Origin of the sequence: Afipia sp. OHSU_II-C1, assembly GCF_000497575.1 — a bacterium.
Taxonomy (GTDB): Bacteria; Pseudomonadota; Alphaproteobacteria; order Rhizobiales; family Xanthobacteraceae; genus Afipia.
In genome coordinates this window covers 140,368-162,269 of sequence record NZ_APJI01000005.1, presented here as the reverse complement: position 1 = coordinate 162,269, position 21,902 = coordinate 140,368, and the positions used below count along the sequence as shown (strand labels likewise).

General features: G+C 56.8%; 21 protein-coding genes. 11 read left to right on the top strand and 10 right to left on the bottom strand.

The window, feature by feature from the left end; all coding sequences use genetic code 11:
- Positions 1–51: 51 nt before the first annotated feature.
- From I554_RS25935 to I554_RS26230, 4 genes are all read left to right on the top strand, one after another.
- Positions 52–2,436, top strand: coding sequence for a glycosyltransferase (locus tag I554_RS25935; protein ID WP_024575214.1), 2,385 nt, complete (start codon positions 52–54; stop codon positions 2,434–2,436).
- Positions 2,437–2,563: 127 nt separating this feature from the next.
- A complete protein-coding gene (locus I554_RS27770) occupies positions 2,564–2,743 on the top strand; it encodes a glycosyltransferase (RefSeq protein WP_204367059.1) in 180 nt (59 codons plus the stop codon).
- Complete coding sequence (locus I554_RS25420; RefSeq protein ID WP_204366234.1) at positions 2,677–3,243, top strand: glycosyltransferase family 2 protein; 567 nt, start codon at positions 2,677–2,679, stop codon at positions 3,241–3,243. Before I554_RS27770 ends, I554_RS25420 begins: the two co-directional genes overlap by 67 nt.
- The gene (locus I554_RS26230; RefSeq protein ID WP_192817763.1) at positions 3,240–3,605 is read left to right on the top strand and encodes a DUF2304 domain-containing protein; all 366 of its coding nucleotides are present in this window, start codon (positions 3,240–3,242) and stop codon (positions 3,603–3,605) included. Before I554_RS25420 ends, I554_RS26230 begins: the two co-directional genes overlap by 4 nt.
- A gap of 29 nt (positions 3,606–3,634) precedes the next feature.
- Here I554_RS26230 and galE read toward each other — a convergent pair whose 3' ends face one another.
- Both galE and lptF read right to left on the bottom strand, forming a co-directional pair.
- Positions 3,635–4,615, bottom strand: a complete 981-nt coding sequence (gene galE / locus I554_RS0104880) for a UDP-glucose 4-epimerase GalE (protein WP_024575212.1) — start codon at positions 4,613–4,615, stop codon at positions 3,635–3,637.
- A 38-nt stretch (positions 4,616–4,653) separates the two neighbouring features.
- Positions 4,654–5,808 (bottom strand): LPS export ABC transporter permease LptF, encoded by a 1,155-nt coding sequence (gene lptF / locus I554_RS0104875; protein WP_024575211.1) that lies wholly within the window; start codon positions 5,806–5,808, stop codon positions 4,654–4,656.
- Between the two features lie 395 nt (positions 5,809–6,203).
- On the opposite strand from lptF, the gene I554_RS0104870 reads away from it, so the two are divergent.
- The gene (locus tag I554_RS0104870) at positions 6,204–7,214 is read left to right on the top strand and encodes an O-antigen ligase family protein (RefSeq protein ID WP_244432712.1); all 1,011 of its coding nucleotides are present in this window, start codon (positions 6,204–6,206) and stop codon (positions 7,212–7,214) included.
- Between the two features lie 60 nt (positions 7,215–7,274).
- Positions 7,275–7,880 (top strand): class I SAM-dependent methyltransferase, encoded by a 606-nt coding sequence (locus I554_RS0104865; RefSeq protein WP_024575209.1) that lies wholly within the window; start codon positions 7,275–7,277, stop codon positions 7,878–7,880.
- Between the two features lie 30 nt (positions 7,881–7,910).
- On the opposite strand, the gene I554_RS0104860 is transcribed toward I554_RS0104865, so the two are convergent.
- On the bottom strand, positions 7,911–8,408 hold the full coding sequence (locus tag I554_RS0104860) for a hypothetical protein (protein WP_024575208.1): 498 nt from the start codon (positions 8,406–8,408) through the stop codon (positions 7,911–7,913).
- 247 nt (positions 8,409–8,655) lie between these two features.
- On the opposite strand from I554_RS0104860, the gene I554_RS0104855 reads away from it, so the two are divergent.
- The 3 genes from I554_RS0104855 to I554_RS0104845 all read left to right on the top strand — a co-directional run bounded on the left by I554_RS0104855 (position 8,656) and on the right by I554_RS0104845 (position 12,712).
- Entirely contained in the window at positions 8,656–9,735 is a 1,080-nt protein-coding gene (locus tag I554_RS0104855) for a D-TA family PLP-dependent enzyme (protein WP_024575207.1), read from the top strand.
- A gap of 522 nt (positions 9,736–10,257) precedes the next feature.
- Positions 10,258–11,511 (top strand): nucleotide sugar dehydrogenase, encoded by a 1,254-nt coding sequence (locus tag I554_RS0104850; RefSeq protein WP_024575206.1) that lies wholly within the window; start codon positions 10,258–10,260, stop codon positions 11,509–11,511.
- A 283-nt stretch (positions 11,512–11,794) separates the two neighbouring features.
- Positions 11,795–12,712 (top strand): glycosyltransferase, encoded by a 918-nt coding sequence (locus I554_RS0104845; RefSeq protein ID WP_152527637.1) that lies wholly within the window; start codon positions 11,795–11,797, stop codon positions 12,710–12,712.
- Here the strand turns inward: I554_RS0104845 and rfbC are convergent.
- Genes rfbC through I554_RS0104820 form a run of 5 tightly spaced genes read right to left on the bottom strand, consistent with a single transcriptional unit; the run spans position 12,709 to position 17,055 of the window.
- Positions 12,709–13,251, bottom strand: a complete 543-nt coding sequence (gene rfbC, locus I554_RS0104840) for a dTDP-4-dehydrorhamnose 3,5-epimerase (protein WP_024575204.1) — start codon at positions 13,249–13,251, stop codon at positions 12,709–12,711. The two genes, I554_RS0104845 and rfbC, sit on opposite strands and share 4 nt — an antisense overlap.
- The gene (rfbA, locus tag I554_RS0104835; RefSeq protein WP_024575203.1) at positions 13,248–14,138 is read right to left on the bottom strand and encodes a glucose-1-phosphate thymidylyltransferase RfbA; all 891 of its coding nucleotides are present in this window, start codon (positions 14,136–14,138) and stop codon (positions 13,248–13,250) included. Before rfbA ends, rfbC begins: the two co-directional genes overlap by 4 nt.
- Positions 14,135–15,031 (bottom strand): dTDP-4-dehydrorhamnose reductase, encoded by an 897-nt coding sequence (gene rfbD, locus I554_RS0104830; protein WP_024575202.1) that lies wholly within the window; start codon positions 15,029–15,031, stop codon positions 14,135–14,137. The genes rfbA and rfbD overlap by 4 nt, the downstream gene beginning before the upstream one ends.
- A complete protein-coding gene (gene rfbB / locus I554_RS0104825) occupies positions 15,028–16,128 on the bottom strand; it encodes a dTDP-glucose 4,6-dehydratase (protein ID WP_051358598.1) in 1,101 nt (366 codons plus the stop codon). The genes rfbD and rfbB overlap by 4 nt, the downstream gene beginning before the upstream one ends.
- Entirely contained in the window at positions 16,129–17,055 is a 927-nt protein-coding gene (locus I554_RS0104820) for a glycosyltransferase family 2 protein (RefSeq protein WP_029659673.1), read from the bottom strand. It lies immediately after the preceding gene.
- A gap of 416 nt (positions 17,056–17,471) precedes the next feature.
- Between I554_RS0104820 and I554_RS25930 the strand changes: the two genes are divergently transcribed.
- Together I554_RS25930 and I554_RS0104810 are read left to right on the top strand one after the other, a co-directional pair.
- Positions 17,472–19,424 (top strand): glycoside hydrolase family 99-like domain-containing protein, encoded by a 1,953-nt coding sequence (locus I554_RS25930; protein ID WP_024575199.1) that lies wholly within the window; start codon positions 17,472–17,474, stop codon positions 19,422–19,424.
- Positions 19,421–20,584, top strand: a complete 1,164-nt coding sequence (locus I554_RS0104810) for a glycosyltransferase family 61 protein (protein ID WP_081710736.1) — start codon at positions 19,421–19,423, stop codon at positions 20,582–20,584. The genes I554_RS25930 and I554_RS0104810 overlap by 4 nt, the downstream gene beginning before the upstream one ends.
- Before the next feature lie 7 nt (positions 20,585–20,591).
- On the opposite strand, the gene I554_RS0104805 is transcribed toward I554_RS0104810, so the two are convergent.
- Positions 20,592–20,876, bottom strand: coding sequence for a hypothetical protein (locus I554_RS0104805; RefSeq protein WP_024575197.1), 285 nt, complete (start codon positions 20,874–20,876; stop codon positions 20,592–20,594).
- Positions 20,877–20,987: 111 nt separating this feature from the next.
- Positions 20,988–21,707, bottom strand: coding sequence for a Stf0 family sulfotransferase (locus tag I554_RS0104800; RefSeq protein WP_024575196.1), 720 nt, complete (start codon positions 21,705–21,707; stop codon positions 20,988–20,990).
- Positions 21,708–21,902 lie beyond the last annotated feature (195 nt).

Here is a 21,902-nt window from a genome sequence, read left to right as displayed (position 1 = left end):
ATGCTGCCAGAAAATTCCTACGGCTAACGGTGGCTAGCAAGAATAACGGATATGATGCTCTCGGTTCACATCAAACTTTCGGACAAGGGCTGGATACTGGAACAGTGCGCACGGCAGCTCGCCGAGCGGCTTGATTACGTTACCTACGATCTTGACGAAAATCCCCTCGCCACCATCCAGTACTACATGACATATGGCGCCCGGAAGGATCGAGTTTCAAAACTGGAGGTTGCGTTTCTCACTCACCTCGAAGAGCACGCCGACGCCCGGGAGCTGTTCTTTCACACTGCGCACTCCGTCGACCTGAACGTCTGCATGTCGAAGCGATATCATGCGCTGCTGGAGGCAAAAGGTTTCACCAACTCGGTCGTCATCAAACCCGGCGTCGATCTCGCCGAGTTTTCACCAAAACTTCGGATCGGTGTCGTTGGAAGGACGTATCATACGCAGAGAAAAGGCGAGCATATCGTAGCCGACGTGCTCGATATCCCTGAAATCGAGTGGTACTTCACCAGCTCCGGATGGCCCCGCCCCGGCCTCGAGCTTGCGCCAGGCGAGATGCCGGAGTTCTACCGCAACATGGATTACATTCTGGTCCCCTCGCTTTATGAAGGCGGACCGATGAGCGCGATCGAGGCGCTTGCGTGCGGCACGCCGATTATCGCACCGGATGTCGGCTGGATACCCGACTATCCTCACATCCCCTTTGCCACAGGCAGTTCAACTGACCTCCGACGCGTTCTCACCGACCTTGTTGCAGCGAAGGTAGCGGCGCGCCTCCCGGTTCTGGGTCAGACCTGGGACCGCTTTGCCAACGAGCATGACACCGCCTTCCGAAAACTGATTGCCGATAAATTTCCGGGCAAGATCGTCACGCCTAAAAAGGCGCGCGCAAAACCAGCATCGCAACCTTACGACCTTGGCAAGGTCGCCCTCATTCTTCATCAAGCCGAGAGCTATTTCGCCGGCGGCCCCTCAACGCGTGTTCCGGAGCTGGCGAAGACGCTGCGCGAGCAAGGCCTTGACGCCCGCATGGCAACGCCTGACGACGTCGGCAGATCGGAGATCGCTCACGTTTTCAACGTCTGGGAGCCGACCGAAGCGATCGCAACACTCCGATCGCTCCGAACGCGCGGAGCACGTATTCTGTTTTCTCCCATCTTCATTGATCTGTCCGCCCGCCACTTATGGAATCAGAAGCTGATCGCGATTTTTGAAAACGCGATGGACCCAGTTCCACCGGATGCAGAGTTGCTCTCATTCAAAGACGAGTACGATTCTTTCCTGAAAATTCCATTCTCGGAGCGGCCCGAGCCTGTTTCAGGTTTTTATGATCAGGTGCGCGTTATGCTCGGCCTCGCCGATCACATCGCCTTCCTGAGCGAAGAAGAAAAGGCGAACCTGGAAGTCATTGCGGGAAAGCCCGTAAACGGGTCGCTCGTTCGGAACGCAGCCATACCTTCGGCAGCCGGTCAGGTTGACTCCTCACTGTTCCGAAGCACCTTCCCGGCAGTTCCGGAACAGTTCGTTCTCTGCATCGGACGTATCGAAACCCGGAAAAATCAACTGATGCTGGCGGTCGCAGCACGCAAACACGGACTATCCCTCGTGCTTGCCGGGGATATCACTGATGAAAAATACGCAGACCTCATCAGAAAATTCGGCGGACCGGACGTTCACTTCCTCGGCCGGGTCTCGAACGAGTCCGGCCTCCTCTCATCAGCACTCTCTGCGGCATCTGTCGTTGCGTTACCGAGCTGGGCCGAAGGAACGCCACTCTCGGGGCTGGAAGCTCTTGCGGCGGGAAAAAATGTCATTCTGAGCAACCAGCCGAACGTCAGGGAGCACTTTGGCGACGCGGTCGACTACTGTGATCCTCACGACATCAATGACATCGGCCAGAAGATAGCCAATGCATTTGGCCGGCACAGGCAATCGTCCCGGGAAGCTGCCGGCATTCCAGCCTGGTCAGACCATGTCCGCGATACCCTGCACGCCTACTCTGACTGCATCACAAAGCCCAGGAGCATGAGCGGGCGCTTCCCGATCGATGCGGCACTGGTCGACTCACTGTTGCTCGATGAGCGCCTGAAGCGCGAAGCCGCTGAACTGCAAGCCTGGCAAATCGATCAACATGCCGGCGTTCTGGCCTTACAAACGCAGGAGCAGGAGGCCACCATTGCCGGGCTGAAGCAGGATATCTCGGACGCAGTCGCACATAATGAACTCCTTGGACGGCAGAACGCCACGATGGAGGAGCAAATCGCCATCCTGAACGCAGAACACAGTTCCGAAAGAACCGTGCTGCGGTCGGAAATCGGGCGTCTGGCCGACCTGAACGGGAAAATCCTCGCCAGCTTTTCGTGGCGCATAACCGCCCCACTTCGAGGATTGAACACCATCGTTCAGCGTTGCCGACGGCTGCTCGGTTCCTGATAGTCCCGCAGGGGCCCGCTCCTCACGGTCTCATTTGACATCGGTCCGGCGGAAACGTATTTGCAGTTGCAGGGTTTGTATTCTCGCCTCGACCTCGACCGAAATTTCAGCCAGCGGATTACTCACGGTGACCTTCGACACCACGTGGCTCGTCGTTCCCGCATTCAACGAGGAAGCTGTTGTCGGCGATACCGTTGCGGCGGCGCGTCAGTATTTTTCGAACATCATCGTTGTCGACGATTGTTCATCGGACAAGACTCAATCAACGCCAGAAATGCCGGTGCGACCGTCTGCCGGCATCCGGTGAATCTCGGACAAGGCGCGGCTCTTCAGACCGGCATCGACTACGCGCTGTCTCGGGGAGCCGATCATATCGTAACGTTCGATGCCGACGGTCAACACCGGCCGATCGATGCGGCCGACATGGTCAAGATCCTTGATAGCGGACGCTTCGACGTCGTCCTGGCGTCCCGGTTCCTTGGGCATACGGTCGGAATGCAATTGAGCAAGCGGCTGCTTCTAAAACTGGCAACGCTTTACACGCGGGTAACAACCGGCCTCGAAATCAGCGACACCCATAACGGCCTGCGCGTCTTTAGTGCGAATGCCGCCAGAAAAATCCGCATCCGCCAGAACCGTATGGCGCACGCTTCGGAAATTCTGGAATTGATCAGCAAGTTGGGCCTCCGCTACACCGAAGCGCCCTGCACCATCATCTACACCGACTATTCCATGGCCAAAGGCCAGCGCATGGTCGGAGCCGTCAGCATCCTGAAAGATTTACTCGTTCGGAGGATGTACAGGTGATTTTTCAGGGAATTCTGGTTCTCTGCTTTTTGGGAATATTCGCGTATTCGCTTTCACAGTGGCGGCGCTCCCGCTTGGTTGGGGGCGTTATTACGACAATTGCAGTCGCCGGAATTGTGATGGTGCTTCTTCCGGACCTCACGAACATCGCGGCGCATGCCGTCGGCGTCGGACGCGGTGCCGACCTCATCCTGTACTGCTTTATCGTCGTGACGCTGGTAGCTGTGCTAAATCTTCATCTGCGAATTCGCGCGATGTCTGAACAGAACACCGAGATCGTGCGCTTGATCGCTCTCTCTTCGGTTCAGGACAACGCCCCGGCCCATACCGAGACAAATCGCCCAGCCACGTTACGCGACTAGCGCCGCAGGGCGCATGGCACCCTCACGATTCATCGCCCCGTCAGCTTTCGTTCCCAGGCGTACGAATGGGCGACGATCGTCTCCAGATCATCAAATCGCGGCGACCATCCCAGAACATTCCTTATCTTTTCGGACGCAGCCACCACCACGATCGGGTCACCCTTGCGTGGGGCCGCGTGAACAACGGGAAATGTCGACTTCGAGACGGCCTGGACTGTGCGAACCACATCAAACACGGAAAATCCTCGCCCATATCCGCAATTCAGGATTGCTGACTCCCCGCCGCCGCGCAGATAAGCGACCGCATCGGAATGAGCCCGGACCAGATCGGTGACGTGGATATAATCGCGAATGCACGAGCCGTCGCTCGTCGGAAACTGCGTTCCAAAAACCTCCAACCGAGGTCTGATGCCGAGAGCAGCCTGAACCGCGACCTTAATGAGGTGGGTTGCGCCGGGGGTCGACTGACCGGTCCGCATAAGCGGATCTGCCCCGGCCACGTTGAAATACCTGAGGATCGCGTACTTCAGTCCATGTGCGGCGCCAGCATCCTGAAGCATGATTTCCGTCATCAGCTTTGACCAGCCGTATGGCGTAATTGGCGATGTCGGAACATCTTCCGAAATGCTGTAACCGCCGGCTCCTCCGTAGATGGCTGCAGTGGATGAAAAGATAAAATGACGGACGTTGTTCCTGACAGCCGCCTCGATCAGCGAACGAGAGGCGCAGGTGTTGTTGGCGTAATAACCCAGGGGATCGGTCACCGAGTCCGTGACAACCGCCGACCCGGCAAAATGAATAACTGTCGAAACAGAGTGGTCCGTCAGTATCCGGTTGACGAGCGCACTGTCCGCGACATCCCCTAAAACAAAAGGAACGGCTTCAGGAATAGCGTTTCGAAAACCCGTCGAGAGATTATCGAGCACGACAACATTTTCGCCGTTGTCGCAAAGCTCACGCACCATGTGACTTCCGATGTAACCAGCGCCACCGGTAACCAGAATTGCCATGCCTCACCCAAGTTCAATCGCCCGCCGAAGCGCCGGAGTCATCTCGTCCGCAATGCCGCGACCCGGTTGAAAAGATTGTTAACCACACCCAGCAGGTTTGCCGGCGCATCAATGATCACGCCCCGCAAAATCATCCAGAGACTTCCCGCACTGACGATTGCCAGCAAGAGGTACTGAGCTGGAATAGCGAGCGGCTTCGATGTGGACACCGTCGAGAGCCCGAACCCCGCGATACGCAGCACCAGAATTCCGACCACAAGAACTGCTATGGCGAAGTTGCGATTTTGCCGCGTGGTGCGCGGGGCGCCAAGGATGGCGAACGCCATCAGGATGAAGACAAACGGATAGATTGGCGCGAAAATCCGGTCATGCAGTTCGGCCCGGAATTCGCCGGGGACCCGCTTGAAGATCGGATCGTCAGGCGGTGGCGATATCAGGTCTCCGATCGACCTCTCGCGCGGACCATAAGTCACGTTCTGAACGACATTGGAAAACTGCGACAGGTCGAAGGCATAGCTGTTGAACGCAACGAGCGCCGGATCCTTCTTGCCTGTCTCAAATCGTTGCAGGTTGCCGTCCTGAAGGATCAGGAAGGAGCCTCGCTCGTTCTTCTGAACCGTGCCCCGGTCCGCAAGAATATCGATGCGTTCTGCCGGATTGCGCTGGTCGTCGATGAAAATCCCGACCAGAAGTCCTCCCGGCTGCCGCCCCTGAATGCGGATCGTCAGCGGGCCGAGCCTCTGAAATTCACCAGGCCGCAGAATATTGGTGAGGACGTCGGCGCCGATCTCGGTCTGCCATCGCCGCAAGGCTCGCAAGCATTCCGGCGCAAAATAAATCGACAGAAAGGCGACCAGCAGACTGACCACACACGTCGCGTACAGGAACGGCCGCAGCAGCCTTCCGGGCGAAAGACCGGCTGCGTTCATCACGATGATTTCCGAGTCGGTCGCGAGCCTGTTGAGCGTATGCATCACCGCAATCAGCAGGGCGATGGGCGCGATGATCATCGCCAGGAGCGGAATAGCCAAGCCTGTCACGCCGAGAAAGACCAGTATCGACTGGCCCTGCCCGGTCATCAAATCGATGCCGCGCAACGCCTGGGTGATCCAGATGACGCCCGTCAGGGAGACGAGAATCAACAGGAACGCCAGCAACGTCGTTCGCACGATATAGCCGTCGATTGCGCTCATCCAACTTCCGGGTACAGTCCGATTCGAAAGCGGCAGCTGCCGCCTGATGGGGTTATCATCTTGAGCTATATCGCATATTTTCCGCCGTCCGCACCAAAAAACAGCGCCGTCGAGGGGTAATGTACGCCGCAATAAAGCGAGAATTGGCCGATGTCTGGAACGGCTTCTTCATTTGGATCGGACCCAATCGGCCAGCCGCACAGGCTGCTCGGCGGAAAGGTACGGAAAATTTCGCAATTATTGCGGCCGCCGGATTGCCCTGGTCAACATCTCTCGCGTCGATCTGTGGGCTGATCTTTCTGCTGGGTTTTCTCAGCACGGTAAGACCGGCGGCATTCCTTCAGTCCCTGAAGCACCCCGCGAGCGCGGCCGCGCTGGCTCTGTGCCTTATTGCGGTGCTTGGCGTCTTTTGGGCAGATGATCTTTCCTGGCCCGACAGGTTTCGCGGGCTGACCCCCATGGCGAAACTCCTGGGCATACCGATACTGATCTACTGCTTCAGCCAGTCCGATCGCGGCAGATATGTCTTCTACGCCTTTGTCGCATCGTGCACCGTTCTCATGCTGTACTCGTGGATAGCGCTGTACTGGCCGGGACTGTCTATTCACTACAAGTCGGACCAGCCTGGCGTTCCGGTCAAGAATTACATCGACCAGAGCCAAGGCTTCGCATTTTGCGCATTCGCACTCGCCGCCATTGCAATTGAATCGTTTCGCCGCGGACAGCGGGTGATCGCCGCTTTGGCAGCAATCATCGCTATCGCACTCTTGACCAATCTTGCCTTTGTCAACGTATCGCGAACCGCGCTGGTCTATTCTCCCATCCTCGCTGTCCTGTTTGCATATCGCTACCTGAAGCCAAGCCACTTCTGGATCGCATGCCCTGCTCTGCTCGTTGCCATCGCCGGACTTTGGTCGATCTCTCCAAACCTCCAGCACAAGGTATCTGCCGCATTCAGCGAGTATCGCGTTGCTCAGAAGGAACAAGGAACGACATCAGTTGGACAGCGGTTGGAGTTGTGGAGCAAGTCAATCGAACTCTTCAAAACCGCACCGATAATCGGTCACGGGACAGGATCAGCCAAAGTCCTGCTGACCCGCGATGCTCCAAAGCAGGCCGGCGCGCCTGCAATTGGCAACCCGCACAATCAAACACTTCTGTTTGCGATTCAGTGGGGCCTTCTGGGAGCCATCGCGCTTTACGCCATGTGGATCCTGCATCTGCTGACATTTCGCGGCAGCGGCGCCATCGCATGGACCGGTCTCACCGCAGTCGTGCAAAATGTGCTGAGTTCAGTGTTCAACTCGCATCTCACCGATTTTTATCAGGGTTGGCTCTATGTACTGGCTGTGGGCATCGCCGCGGGTATGATCCTGCCGCCGAGACCGGATATGAAGCATCAGTAGATTGCCAGCCATCTTTCCTATCCCGGACACAGAACTCGAATGCTGAAGAAGTAAGTTACAATGCGCTACGACCAGCTTCTAAGTCTCGTTGCCCTCTACAAGCCCCGCTCAATTGTAGAGATCGGAACAAATCAGGGTGATCGGGGCGTGCTGCTGTGCAGAGAAGCGCTTCGCCATAACCCCGTTGTTGCCTATACGGGTTATGACGTGTTTGACACCAAGGATGCCGAATTTCACAAGCAAGTATTCAATGGGAAGGGAGCATTCGCAAAAGAACGCGTTGCCGCGCGCTTCGACGAAATCAATTCACAATACCCCGGTTTTCAATACCGGCTCCTTCAGGGAACGACCGCTGAAACACTCCACTCCCACGACGTCCGCGCAGAATTCGTCTTTATCGATGGCGACCACCGCGTCCAGACCATTGCGCTCGACTACAATGCCGTGAAGCACTCAAAGGTCGTCGTCTTCGACGACTATTATTCGGAAGCACCCGACTGCGAAAAGATCGACACCAACATCTATGGGTGCAATTCGATCATCGACAAATCGAAGTCTGCGACCATCCTGCCGAATGCAGATCGATTTCCGGCGACGGGCGATATTCGAATGGCGGCATTAGTCAAACGCCACGTCTTCTTCAGAGGCAGGCCGATCTGGTTCTGACGCCACCTTCGCCTATGCCAACACGCCCGCTTAGGTACGTGTGAGCGTGATGTTGGCGCCCTTGAATTCCCCGCCCGCCGAACGGATGACAACCGATTGGGAGTTTCCGCGGGTGGTCAGCACGAGGTCTGCCGAAAACGTGCCCGCGCTCACCACGACCTGAAATCGCCCGCCGGACGTCGTGCCCTGGACGTCACCGCTGACATTGCGGGTTGATTCACTCCAGGTGCCGGTCAGCCTGCCGCCATCGGACACGACATTGCTGGTGAGTTCGATCTTGTAGCTGTCGCTGGCACAACGCAGCGTCTGCTGGAGGGCATTGCCGTCGCTTCTCACGGCATAGGTCGCCCGGCATCGGATAGCCTCCTTCGCCCCGCCTTCGAGGGATATGGAGCCCTTCCCCGACCACACACCGGACATGCCGGCGAATGGTTGCGCCGATTGCGCCATCGTTTCCACGGAGACAAATGACAGTCCCAAAACAGCGGCCACGGCCAGTCGCCGGCTGATTGATTCAAACAAAAACATTGCACCTCACATTTGGACAGATCCGTCCCGGAAGTGAACGGGAGCGAAAATCCGGAACGCCTGCCTAACTTCGCAGGAGCAACAACGGTTCCATATCATCGGACCGGAATAAGGGTGAATTTGGACAAGCAAGGTTTCCTGACCGGATCAATCTCTTGTGAAACGGCCTCTTATACGGGCAAAGTTGAAATCAGCGTGATTTCGATGAGACCACCGGATTTCACGCACCGCCAGGAAGGAAAGCCCGTTGACCAGCCCGCTTGCCGCAAAAATCGCCCGCGAATACGGAACGCCAGCACTTGTCATCGATATGGATCGCGTGGAGCGCAACATCGCGCGTATTCAGAAAATCTGCGACGATGCAGGCGTCGCTAACAGGCCGCACATCAAGACTCATAAAAGTCCAATGCTCGCCCACCTTCAGATCAAGGCCGGCGCAAAAGGCATTACCTGCCAGAAGCTAGGCGAAGCCGAAGTGATGGCCGAGGGCGGGATCGACGACATCCTCATCAGCTACAACCTGATCGGCGATGAAAAGATGGCGCGCCTTGGCGCCCTCCTGGCGAAGACCAGTGTCACCGTCGCGGCAGACAACCCGGTCGTCATCGCCGGTTTACCGGCTGCTGCGGCGGCCGCGGGACGCGCCCTGCCAGTCGTGATCGAGTGCGACACCGGCCGCAAGCGCGCCGGTGTCGAGACACCGGCAGAAGCCATCGTTCTCGCTGACCAGATCCAGAATACCCCGGGTGTGTCGTTTGCGGGCCTCCTGATGTATCCAACCGAGACAGGTTGGAGCGAGGCGCAGCGATTCTACGACGAAGCCCTGAGCGGCCTGCGCCAACTGGGCCTCGATCCGGCCATTGTGTCGACCGGCGGATCACCTAATCTCAAGAACGTCGGGCAGTTAAGGGGCGCCACCGAGCACCGGCCGGGAACGTACATCTACAATGACCGCATGCAGGTCGCGGCAGGCGTTGCCACGTGGGACGACTGTGCCCTGCACGTCTATTCCACCGTTGTCAGCCGCGCAGGGCCGGATCGCGGCATTTTCGATGCTGGTTCGAAAACCCTGACCGCCGACACAGGCGGCCTCGATGGCTATGGCCTGATCCTGGAGCACCCGGAAGCCAGGATCGCCCGCTTCGCGGAGGAGCACGGCTTTCTCGACCTGACAAAGAGCAATACGCGTCCGGCTGTGGGCGACGTCGTTCGCATTGTCCCGAATCACGTCTGTGTGGTGGTCAATATGGCGGATGAGGTCGTGATGGTTCGGGGCGACGAGATCGTGGGTATTCTTCCCGTCGCCGCGCGGGGCAAGTTGCGATAGCGATCCCGTCGCCCTCCGAACCGCAAGCCGGCTGAAATCCGCCCTCAGAGCAAAGAACGAGCGCCCGGCTTCAAATAACTGCCGGTGCGCGAGGGTTGCGCGTCCGGAAAAATCCTCATCGCAATTGACCGAAGTAAAAATGACGCTCGGTCAGGGCCTCGCAAAGCTCTACGAACTGTGGATAGATACCGGGCTCGCCACCCGTCATATGGAGAAGCCACCGATATCCTGTTGAATCGAAGCCTGCTGCCGCTCCTGTACGGTGACGAATGTTCTCAATTTATCGCCATGAATTTCCGGTGAGAAAAGCAATATTCGCAGCGATAATTGCAGGTGCTCCAAAGAAGCCAATCGGCTTCGATTTAATAGTCAATCTGCATCTGCGCGGCGCTGATCCGATCAGGAGAACGCTTATTGGGCAGAGCTCAAATCACTAAAAAATACGAACACAATTTTCCCGACCCGACAACATCGTCGGCACTTGAAAAGATTCCCAATGAATAATTCGTACGAAGGCAACTGATGCGTATTGTGGTTTGCGGTCTTGGGCATGTCGGCGTTGTGACTGCGGCGGCCCTTTTACGGGAAGGCCACACCGTGATTGGAGTGGATAACAATGCCGCCGTCTGCGATGTTCTCGGGCGCGGCCTCGCCCCATTTCGGGAGCCGGACATTGGTGAGATTATTGCCGTGGGCCACGCAGAAGGCCGGCTGTCCATAGCAGCAGGTTTGAACGATATCGCAGAAGCCGACGTTGCCTTCATCTGTGTCGGCACCGGCGGATTGCCCGACGGCAGTCTGGATCTTGCGGACCTGCGCACCGCGTCCCAGACCCTGGGTGAAGCCATTCGGCTGAGGGCGCCAGATTTACAGCCAATTTTGCTGGTGTTCCGAAGCACAATGCTGCCGGGCACAATGACGACGACGCTCATGCCTGCGCTCCTTGCAGCTATCGGCGAGCCACCGGGCCGGCGTTACCACGTTGCCTACCATCCCGAATTCATGCGCGAGGGGTGCGCTCTGGCGGATTATTTCGCGCCGGCGAGAATTGTCATCGGCGAACAGAGCCCCGGAACTGCCGACAAGCTCAAGGAGTTGTACGCGGGCATTGATGCTCCCATCGTCGCAACGTCTCTTGAGACCGCGGAACTGATTAAATTCGCCGACAACAGTTTTCATGCCTTGAAGGTCTGCTTCGCCAATGAAGTGGGCCGCCTCGCCGCCAGCTCCGGCATCAGCCCATCGGAGCTGTTCCAGCTTTTCTGCATGGACACAAAGCTGAATCTTTCAGCCGCGTATCTGCGGCCCGGCGGCGCATTCGGCGGCCCCTGCCTGTCGAAGGACATTCAGGCGCTTGCTCACCATATGAAGGTGTCGGGAATTAGCGCGCCTGTTATCGATCATATTGTTGCGAGCAATCAAGCTCACACTGACTTCCTGATCGCCGAGATCAAGAGACGCGCCCCGCCGCCCCGCTCGCGCATTCTGCTTGTTGGCTTGAGTTTCAAGGCCAATACAGACGATATCCGGCAAAGTCCGCTGGCTGACCTCGCTCAACAGTTACTGACTGACGGATACGATCTGGCTGTCTATGATTCAGATCTTGTTGCAACAGGAGACGGAAAGTCCCGGCTTGCGCCCTGGCTGGCGAAGATCGCCGTCCAGAAAATTCACTCGGACGATACATGGGATCTCGCGGTGATCGGAAAAAATCAACCCGACGCAATCAAGGTGCTGAACAGCTCCATTCCGCTGTTCAATATTGACCGGCTTTAGCAACGTGCGCGGAAGAATTCTGATCGTCGATCATTCAACACCAACGCCCGATCAGGACAGCGGATCGGCGAGCACCTTCTCCTATCTCCAGATTCTGGCCCGATCGGGGTACAAGGTCACCTTCGCTCCATTCGATCTCCGGAAAGCCGGACGCTATACAAAAGCGCTCCGCCGGCTTGGAATTGATACGCTTTCGTCCCGCAAGTGGCCGTCGATCTTCAACGTCATCGAGACTCTTGGTCCCCGTCACGACATCATCCTGTTTTATCGCGCCCATGTCGCGATGCATCTGTTCGACCTCGCCCGCAAGACCGCGCCAAAAACCCGAATCGTGTTCCATCCCGTCGATCTGCATTTCTTACGAATGCAGCGCGAAGCCGCGTTGAGCGGCGATCCTTCCCAGATCCGTTCGGCCGACGAAATGCGCACCACCGAACTCAGCCTCATCCAGCGGGCAGACGCCACGATCGTTGTGAGCACCTACGAGAAAGACTTGCTAAAATCGCTCTTGCCAGACGCTCCCCTCCATCAAATTCCGATCCTTCGCGAGATTCCCGCTGCGCCAGCGGCAAACAACATCATGGAATGGATCAAGGATAAATGGACGAAGCGGCGGAGCGGCAAACAGCAATCGACGCTCCGTCCGTCCAGTGGTTTCAATGATCGAAAAGACATCCTTTTTATTGGAGGCTTCGGGCACACCCCGAATGCTGATGCCGTACTTTGGTTCGTGCGCGAAGTCTGGCCACACCTGCTCGCGAAAGGTTTCAAGGAGCGCTTCGTGATCGTCGGCTCAAAAATCCCCGGCGAGATATCGGATCTGGCTGGCGACAATATCGATGTGCGTGGCTATGTCGAGGATCTCCAGCCGCTGTTTGCGGAATGCCGGTTGAGCATCGCCCCGCTCCGCTTCGGAGGCGGGATCAAGGGGAAGATCGTGACGAGTCTGAGCTATGGCGTTCCTGTGGTTGCAACCACGATTGCGGCGGAGGGAATGCAGCTCGTACACAACGAAACCATCCTCATCGCCGACTCTCCAAATGATATGGCCGACCAGATTATTGCTGCCTGCAGCGATCCGGTTCTATGGCAAAAGCTCTCGTCGAATGGACAGGACGCATTCATCCGGCAGTTCTCTCACGATGCTGGAAAAGACAAGGTACTGGCCGTTTTCGACGGCCTCATTTCCTCTCCGGCCTAAAAATAGTCAGCGTCAGCGAAGCTGCGCGCCGTCCGGTCTCTTTCCGAAACAGCAGTGATGGCCGCGGGCCAGTTCACGTTGAGAACAGGGTCGTCCCATCTGACGCTTCGTTCGCAGTCGGGAGACCAGTAGTTGGTGATCTTGTAAAGCACATCGGCTGTCGCGCTCAGGACCTGGAATCCGTGCGCAAAACCCTCGGGGATCCATATCTGCTTCCGGTTTGCGGCGCTCAGGACATCCCCAACCCATTGTCCGAAAGAGGGGGAATCCTTCCGCATATCGACGGCCACGTCGAAAATCTCCCCCTGCACGACCCGCACGAGCTTGCCCTGGGCCTTCGGCGCTATCTGATAATGCAATCCGCGCACAACACCCTGCCGTGACGACGACTGATTATCCTGAACGAACGATATTCCGGCCCCGAACAATTTCGCAAAATGCTGGCTGTTGAAGCTTTCAAACAGAAACCCCCGGTCGTCCTCGTATATCTGTGGCTCGAGAACAAACACGTCGGGAATTTGCGTCGGCGTAATCTTCACAATCTGAACCTGTCGGCGAGAAGCCCCTTGAGATACTGACCGTATCCTGTCTTTCCTAGTGCATCCGCTAACTGATCAAGTTTTTCGGCGTTGATCCAGCCCTTCGAGAAGGCGATCTCCTCGGGACAGGCGATCTTCATACCCTGACGCTGCTCGAGAGTCGCCACAAACTGCCCCGCCTGAAGGAGCGTTTCATGAGTCCCCGCATCGAACCACGCAAATCCCCGGCCGATGATCTCGACATGCAAGCGTCCTCGCTCAAGATAAAGCCGGTTGAGATCGGTAATTTCCAGTTCGCCCCGCGCTGACGGCGTGAGTGATCGCGCGAACTTGATCACCTCGTTGTCGTAAAAGTAGAGACCTGTTACGGCAAAATTCGACCGGGACGACAGCGGCTTTTCCTCCAGGGAAACCGCACGGCGGCCGGCATCGAATTCAACAACGCCGTAACGCTGCGGATCCGGTACGTGACATGCGAACACCGTGGCGCAGTTCTGCCGGGCGCACGCCTGAGTAAGTAGTTCGGGCAAACCATGACCATGGAAGATGTTATCGCCAAGAATAAGGGTAACATCGTCCTCTCCGATGAACGACGCGCCGATCGTTATCGCCTGAGCCAGGCCGTCTGGATTCTCCTGAACAGCATACTGGAAATTCATCCCCCACTGCTCGCCGGTATCGAGCAGTTGCACGAACCGCGGCAGGTCCTGAGGCGTCGAAATGATCAGCACCTCACGGATATTCGACAGCATCAGAACGGACAGCGGATGATAGATCATCGGCTTGTCGAAAACAGGCAACAGCTGCTTGCTGACAGCGATCGTGGCAGGGTGCAATCGCGTGCCTGTCCCCCCTGCCAGGATGATGCCCTTTCGTGTCTTGGTCATGTCAGCTCTTTACTCAACTCTTGAACCAGTTGCCGTACACCCACTTGCCAGTCCGGCATCCGGACAGAAAAAACTCTCTGGATCTTTCCGGTATCCAGCATACTGTTTCTCGGCCGGGGCGCGACCGTCGCGTATTCGGTAGACGAAATCGGAACGACGTCATCCGGACCAGCTCCCAGTCCGAAGTTCAGCCGACGGGCTTCGCGCAGCAGCTCCGTCGCATAGCCGTGCCAGGACGCACGGCCAGCCGCGGCCAGGTGAAACACACCGAAACGCTGGGGCTTGTCTAGATTGATCTGATCAATCAGGTTCGCGGTCGTATCCGCGATGAATCTAGCCGAAGTCGGTGCGCCAAATTGGTCCGCGACCACGGTGATCCTGTCCTGCTTGCGTGCGAGCTGCAAAATCGTATTGGCGAAGTTTTGCCCCGCCGCGCTGTAAACCCAGCCGACGCGCAAAATGATACTACGGCAGCCCGACGCCAGGACTGCCTGATCACCATCAAGCTTGGATCGGCCGTATGCATTTAGCGGGTCGGGCCGGTCGTCTTCCAGATACGCCGAGGGCTTATCGCCGCTGAAGACATAGTCCGTCGAGTAATGCACAAGAACTGCGTTGAGCCTGCTTGCCGCCTCCGCCATCACCGCGGGCGCAAGCGAGTTCACGCGAAAGCAGAGATCCTTGTCACTTTCAGCGCGGTCAACCGCAGTATATGCCGCCGCATTGACAATGATGTCGGGCTTGACTGAACCGATAACCGACCGAAGCTGATCGACGTCGGACAAATCACAGGTGGTTCGATCAAGAGCGACAACAGCCCCGCGCGTCCTCAACACCGTTTGGAGCGCCGATCCGATCTGGCCATTTTTCCCGAACAGCAGGATCGTCTTCATCGAACCCCGTAGTTCTTTTGTATCCAGTCGCGGTACGAGCCTGACATGATCCCCGCCAGCCAGTCATGATTGGAAAGATACCAGCGCACAGTCTTGCGCAGACCCGTTTCAAAGGTCTCCTGTGGCGCCCATCCCAACTCGCTGACGATCTTTGATGCATCCATCGCATACCGGCGATCATGCCCCGGGCGGTCCGGAACCGAAGCGATCTGCTCGCCGTACGATTTCCCGTCTGCGCGCGGGATCTCGGCATCGAGCACGCCGCAAATCGCCAGAACCACTTCCTTGTTGGTTTTCTCGTTCCGGCCTCCAATGTTGTAGACTTCTCCGACACGGCCCCCCCGCAATACCGTCTTCACCGCAGAGCAGTGATCGGCAACGTAAAGCCAGTCGCGGCTGTGCAGTCCGTCACCATAGATCGGCAGCTGCTTACCGCCCAAAGCGTGGCTGATCATCAGCGGAATGAGCTTTTCCGGGAATTGATACGGTCCGTAATTGTTCGAGCAGTTAGTGGTCAGGACCGGAAGTCCATAGGTTCGATGCCAGGCCCGCACGAGATGATCGGCAGCCGCCTTGGAAGCCGCGTAGGGACTGTTCGGCACGAACGCATTTCCTTCCGTGAACGCGTCCTGTGACGGCTGCAGCGATCCATATACCTCGTCCGTCGATATCTGAAGGAAGCGGAACTCCCGTCCCTCTTCGCCCCTTAACCGCTCCCAGTAATCTCTCGCACATTCCAGCAGCCTGAATGTACCAACAACATTCGTATCGATGAAATCGCCCGGGCCATGTATCGAACGATCGACATGGGACTCCGCTGCGAAATTCAGGATCGCCTGCGGCTTGTTGCGCTCCAGGATTGCTTTGACCAGTTCAGCGTCACCGATATCGCCATGAACGAATTCAAGATTCGAATCCGAAGAGATCGTTTTGAAATTATCGAGGTTCCCGGCATAGGTGAGCTTGTCCAGATTGATGATCGGCGCCTTCTCGGCCTTCAGCCAATCGAGAATAAAATTGGTCCCGATAAATCCGGCGCCCCCGGTCACCAGGATCGGGCGCACTTTGTCCTGGGAAATGATCGACGACACCGTCATCTAAAGTTTTCGCGCAATTGCTGCGAACCAAAGCGTGCACGTCGCAGGCAGTGTCTGACGGTACACACCGGACTTCCAAAGACCATAAAGGCGGGAAGCGAACCACGCGTTCCGGGCCGCAGAAAAATCGTCAAGGACCTTCTGACTTGCATTCGTCAGATGCGATCTCGACGCCTGCAGCGCCTGAATGTTTGAATCGGTCAATGCGCTGAGACCTCCCGAGAAAATTGCCCTGATGCGCCCCCACCGGGACCGCAGCGTCGTTTCCAGTCCGACGGCGTTGTCGCCATGCTGGCGGTACTTTATCGTCGGCACCGGATCATAGAACACAACGCCTCCCGCACCGGTCACGATCTGATACCCCCACCAGTCATGAGAATTGACCTTGAGGCTCGGCGTTGTCTCCAGCAGATGCTTTGCGCTCCTGTTAAACACCATCGTGTTGCCGCTCGCGATGTTCTGCACCAAAGCATGCCGAAAGGACGGGGGCCTTTTGAACAACGGCGAAAATCCAATATGGCGTCCCTCCCGATCCACCAATTCCGCTCGCGAGCAGTATATCGCGGGAATCTCCGGAGATATCGATTCAAGCCAGCGAAGGGAACGCTCGAGCTTGTCCGCGGACCAGATGTCGTCCTGATCGCTGAATGCAAAATAGTCTGCGCGCAACTCCTTGTTTCGCGCAAGCGACATAAAGTTCTCTGCGAACCCTTCCCTCGGCCCCGAAAATACAACGACCGACGATGTGCAGCCACGGGCGAACGTTTGCAAGACTTCGATGGACCGATCCGATGAGCCGTCGTCAGACGCGACCATGGACCAATCCCGATGGGTTTGCTCCTGAATCGACCGGAGTTGCTCGCCGAGAAACCTCTCCCCGTTTTTCACTCCCATCAGAATACAAACATGTTTCGACGCGATCGGCATAGCGCGGCTATTCTTAAAAAATACGCTGAAACGTAAACAGTAGAACCCGGATTATGGACGCCAAACTAACAGACCACGCCGGTCATGTATATCTCGCGCAGGGGCAAAGCCATGGGCGAGACGCATCTCATTAAGGTTAGTTCACCCATCAGCTTCCGGGGCGCCCCACATCAGTATCGTTTTCATGAAATTCTTTTGCTATTCTGCCCAAATTACGTAGATAGGCGCTTTATTTGTTTTTTGAGAACCAAAAAAGCGATGTTGTGTTTTTTGAAGGCAGGGGATTTTTCGGGCAGTATTTGGCGAACAGCCGAATTCAGAGACGTCTCAATTTGCGCAAACGCGGCGAACAGCCCCCTATTTGTGCAGACCCGACAACTGCGCGATTTTAGAAGTCTCTTCGAAAGAGAAACTGCATGAGTTCGGCGGCCGATATTTATAGCTACGAAATCGACAAAGGCAGCAACACCGCACCCGCGAACGTGCTGCGCTTTGTTGGCAGCAACAAAAAGGTACTTGAAATCGGCGCGGGGCCTGGCTCGATTTCGCGTGTGATGACCGAGAGCAACGGCTGCGAGGTCACAGCGATCGAACGCGATTCCCAGTGCGTGGAAATACTTCGAGGCTTCTGCAAGGAAGTGATCCACGCAAATCTTGATGAATCCAACTGGTCTGCTGCCCTCGGCGCCACGAAATTCGATGCCATCGTGATCGCGGATGTCCTCGAACATCTTTACGATCCTTGGACAACACTCAAATCGGCCGCCGATTTTCTCAACGACACCGGCAGCCTGATTGTATCAATACCTCATGTGGGCCATGCGGCCATAATAGCCTGCCTGGCCGACAACGATTTCGCGTATCAGGACTGGGGGCTGCTTGATCGGACTCACATTCGTTTCTTCGGCATCAAGAACATACAGAGCCTCTTCGAGCAGGCGCGGTTCAAGATAACGGAAGTCGCCTTCGTCGTCGTTCGCCCAGAGGAATCGGAGTTCGCCGAGCGATGGGAACGGACACCGCAATCGAAACGGGACGCATTCGAATCAACCGAGTACGCGCACGTGTATCAGGTTGTTGTGCGCGCAGAACCGATTGATCGAAATCCGGAGAGAAAAGGAATCGTCCTGACCGAACAAGTAGCCGGTCAGGCAAACAAGCTGAAGTACATCGCGTTCTATCTTCCGCAATTCCATCCAATCCCTGAAAACGACGCGTGGTGGGGTAAGGGGTTTACCGAATGGACCAACGCCACCAAGGCCCGGCCGCTGTTTGAGGGACATTACCAGCCTCACCAGCCCAGTAACGGATTTTACGATCTGCGGGACCGGAGCGTTCAACATCAGCAGATCCGCGAGGCCAAAGCCCACGGCGTCGACGCGTTCTGTTTTCACTACTACTGGTTTGGCGGACGCCGCCTGCTGGAGCGGCCGGTCGACGAGTTTCTCGCCGACAAGAAAGCCGATATCGAATTCTGCCTTTGCTGGGCGAATGAAAACTGGACGCGGGCGTGGGACGCATCCGAACATCAGATTTTGATCGAGCAAACCTATTCGCCCAAGAACGATATCGACTTTATCGAGAGCTTGTTGCCGTTCTTCCGGGATCGGCGTTATCTGCGGGTCGATGGAAAACCTCTGCTGGTGGTCTATCGGCCGCAGCAAATTCCAGATCCCGCCGCAACGGTCCGGCGCTGGCGGGAATTCTGCCGGGCACACGGGATCGGCGAGATTCATCTGGTCGCGGCCCTCACCCATGGCAACACCAGCTTTGAGCATTTCGGCTTCGATGCCGGCGTCGAGTTTCCGCCCCACAACTGTCTGGTGAAGAACTACGCCGGCGACCTGCCCGGCATCGAAAGCACGACGGAAGCCATCGCACTCAAGTTCAACGACATCGCCACGCAATATCTCAGCCACGACTACCGCAAGCGGCGCGTTTACCGCGGCCTCTTCCCGTCATGGGACAACACTGCGCGCAGGAAAAAAAATCCACTGATCGTTCTGGACGGCACCCCCGACAATTACGAGCGCTGGTTGAACGAGGCCAGCGAGAAGACAGTGGCGGAGCGAGATCCCGACGACCGCCTCGTTTTCATCAATGCATGGAACGAATGGGCCGAAGGCTGCCACCTCGAACCAGACATCAAGTACGGCTATGGCTTTCTGGATGCGACCTATCGCGCCAAGCGCGGACGACCTAATCCGAGTGATGGATTCACAAGCAACACCCGGCTCAAGAAACGCAAGAAGCGAAACGACCGCATGGAAAGTCTGAGGCTGTGGGGGCACCGGAGCTTGCGCGGACATCCCGTGGCATTCGCCGTTGCACGATCCGTCTATCGCACCCTCATGAAACCATTTCGATGAGCTACTCGAGCATCTCGGTCGATGAATGGGCGGGGCAGCCGCTAACCCGGGATGAAGTCTTTTGGACCTCGAAGCTCGGACATTATTCTTTTGTGCCCCGTCAGGTTCAGCGATCAACCCCATTCGATACTTTCCAAAGCACCGACGAGCCCTCCCCTTCCGAGGTTCTGAGGATATTCGGTGACAGAAACTACCTATCCGCTGACGTGAAGTTCGCCCGCATAAGCAACTTGTCCATCGACGACCAGCTGAGCGTCTGCGTCGACAAGGCCGGGCGAGTCCTGAAAGAAACCGCCTCGATCGCCGAAGCCATCGACCCGGGCCTTCAAACTGCGCGCGTACTATCGTTGCAGGCGTCGAGGCAGATCGTCGAGGAACCCGTCATTCACTGCTTCCATCGCGCTAGTCCCGCATATGGTCATTTCATCTTCGACTGCCTCGCCCCCCTGTTGATATGGCGGGATGTTATCCTGTCGGGACGGGCGAAGATATTGCTTCCATCGTTTTTCCCGGCCTGGGGGCCGCGCATTCTCGCGGCTGCGGGATTCGACATCAAATCGCATGTGGAGATCATAAAGAAGGACGTCGCAGTCTGCCGCGAGGTGATTTTGTCAACGGCCATCGACTCGCGAAATTGCTTTCGCCCTGTTCCGGAAGTTCGCCCGTTGCTGGCCCGCCCTCTGCAGGCCATCCGCCCCTCGTCTGAGAAGATGATTTATCTGACGCGGCGGAACCAGGTCACCTATTCGGACCGGACAATCGCCAACGAAGACGAGGTGGTTCGCGCACTTACGCGAATCGGATTCGCGATCGTCGAACCCGGCAACCTCGCGTTCGAGGATCAGGTAAGCCTGCTCCATGGCGCGGATATTATTGTCGCGGCGCACGGCTCCGCGTATGGAAACCTGCCCTTTGCCAGACCCGGATCGACCCTGATCGATCTCATGGCTACCAAGTACATCAACTATTATCCCGGATCAGAGCGCTGGGCGCTCAATCTGAGCACCCTTTTCCAGCTCAACTACTTTCTGGTTTTTTGCCAGTCTCATACACCGGAGGCGCCGACCAAACGCGCGGGAAAACCGATCGTCTCAACAGTCGACCTCGATCTGCTGACACGCGCCGTCGATGCTGCAATGGCTTTTCAGTATCCCGCGTAACGGCGGATCAGCGTCCGCCATATCCGCGTGAGAACATGTTCTTGAGTTGAACCAGAAATGTAAACACCCACGCGAGCGTATAGAGACCGGCCAGTCCCAACGCTGTTCTCCGATCCATCAGCGACAAGCCCGCCCAGTACCAGACGCGATAAATCCACAGTCCGGCTGTGGCGACACCAAGGAAACAGGCAAGCAGTTTCAGACCTGAACTGTTGGCTACGCCAACAGCTGCGAACAGAATTGTCGCCGGGATAAGGAACATCTGGCAGACGGAAATCAAGTTCTCGTTCATGAAAGCTCCCGGCGAATCGTCCCGGGATTCTAGCTCATTCGCTTGTCAGGCCGCGAGTCCGCGAAATAACAAACGCACCTGCCCCGGAACGACGATCGCATCGCAACGAGATCAGAATGAGTCGATGTAGGATGAATCTCCGGCTTCGGACACAAACCGCTTGCGCCAATCCTCGACCACCTCATCACGCTGGATTTTGAGATTGATCTTGGAAGGATCAATTACCGCTGTTTCAGCGTATCCAAAGAGATCCGCGATCCGGCGAACACCCTCTTGCGGGTCCTCCATCAACTTTTCATAGATCAATGTCGTCGGTTTGATTCCCGTCCTGGCAAAAAACGCCGTCCATCGCGCTTGTTCCCGAGCGATATCCCGTAGCCGGGCATGTATCAGCTGCAAATCGTACGTTGCAGCGGCCTGTAGCGGCTGCGTCGATCGGTACTGACCGGTTTGCTGAGCGCGCGCCCAGGAAATCGCCTGACCGAGCACGTCACGCCTTTCGAGATAAATGAAATGGAGATCTGGCAATGCCTCGGTCCATGACACATGCGGACGAACAAGGTCGTGCTGGCTTGGAAACAACTTGAGCGCGTAAACGCCATTCGGCGTCGCACCCAAAGTCCGGATCCTGAGCATCTGCTCAGATGGATCATCGGGAAAGGTCGGATCATCAAGGACCCGCCTTGCAGGTCCATTGAAATATTCCAGCGGCCGCCCCAGGCATCCGGTGCTCGCAAGCAGTTGCCCCAGGAAATTGCTACCCGAGCGCGGGATCGTGCAGATCGCGTAGCCCGTATGAGCCAGCGCATCAGATGTACCGGCGGCCTTCATTCCTGCCCTCGCAATTGCCGGACGATTTGAACAATCCGCGACATTCAGTTTGCGGCCTCGCTTCGAGCTTCGTTCTGTTCCGTCATTTTGCCTTACGCGTTACTTGATCCTTCGGTGCGATGGTTATACAGGGTCCTATGATTGAGAACTACAATCCCGACCGCCGCTCCGCGGCTTTTGTCGCGCATCCGGGTC

Coding starts and splice junctions, on each gene's coding strand:
- I554_RS0104810 (WP_081710736.1), top strand. CDS start 19,421: ATGAGCTACTCGAGCATCTCGGTCGATGAATGGGCGGGGCAGCCGCTA.
- I554_RS0104850 (WP_024575206.1), top strand. CDS start 10,258: ATGCGTATTGTGGTTTGCGGTCTTGGGCATGTCGGCGTTGTGACTGCG.
- I554_RS25930 (WP_024575199.1), top strand. CDS start 17,472: ATGAGTTCGGCGGCCGATATTTATAGCTACGAAATCGACAAAGGCAGC.
- I554_RS0104860 (WP_024575208.1), bottom strand. CDS start 8,408: ATGTTTTTGTTTGAATCAATCAGCCGGCGACTGGCCGTGGCCGCTGTT.
- lptF (WP_024575211.1), bottom strand. CDS start 5,808: ATGAGCGCAATCGACGGCTATATCGTGCGAACGACGTTGCTGGCGTTC.
- I554_RS25935 (WP_024575214.1), top strand. CDS start 52: ATGATGCTCTCGGTTCACATCAAACTTTCGGACAAGGGCTGGATACTG.
- rfbD (WP_024575202.1), bottom strand. CDS start 15,031: ATGAAGACGATCCTGCTGTTCGGGAAAAATGGCCAGATCGGATCGGCG.
- rfbB (WP_051358598.1), bottom strand. CDS start 16,128: ATGACGGTGTCGTCGATCATTTCCCAGGACAAAGTGCGCCCGATCCTG.
- I554_RS0104805 (WP_024575197.1), bottom strand. CDS start 20,876: ATGAACGAGAACTTGATTTCCGTCTGCCAGATGTTCCTTATCCCGGCG.
- galE (WP_024575212.1), bottom strand. CDS start 4,615: ATGGCAATTCTGGTTACCGGTGGCGCTGGTTACATCGGAAGTCACATG.
- I554_RS0104800 (WP_024575196.1), bottom strand. CDS start 21,707: ATGAAGGCCGCCGGTACATCTGATGCGCTGGCTCATACGGGCTACGCG.
- I554_RS0104845 (WP_152527637.1), top strand. CDS start 11,795: ATGCATCTGTTCGACCTCGCCCGCAAGACCGCGCCAAAAACCCGAATC.
- rfbA (WP_024575203.1), bottom strand. CDS start 14,138: ATGACCAAGACACGAAAGGGCATCATCCTGGCAGGGGGGACAGGCACG.
- I554_RS0104820 (WP_029659673.1), bottom strand. CDS start 17,055: ATGCCGATCGCGTCGAAACATGTTTGTATTCTGATGGGAGTGAAAAAC.
- I554_RS0104865 (WP_024575209.1), top strand. CDS start 7,275: ATGCGCTACGACCAGCTTCTAAGTCTCGTTGCCCTCTACAAGCCCCGC.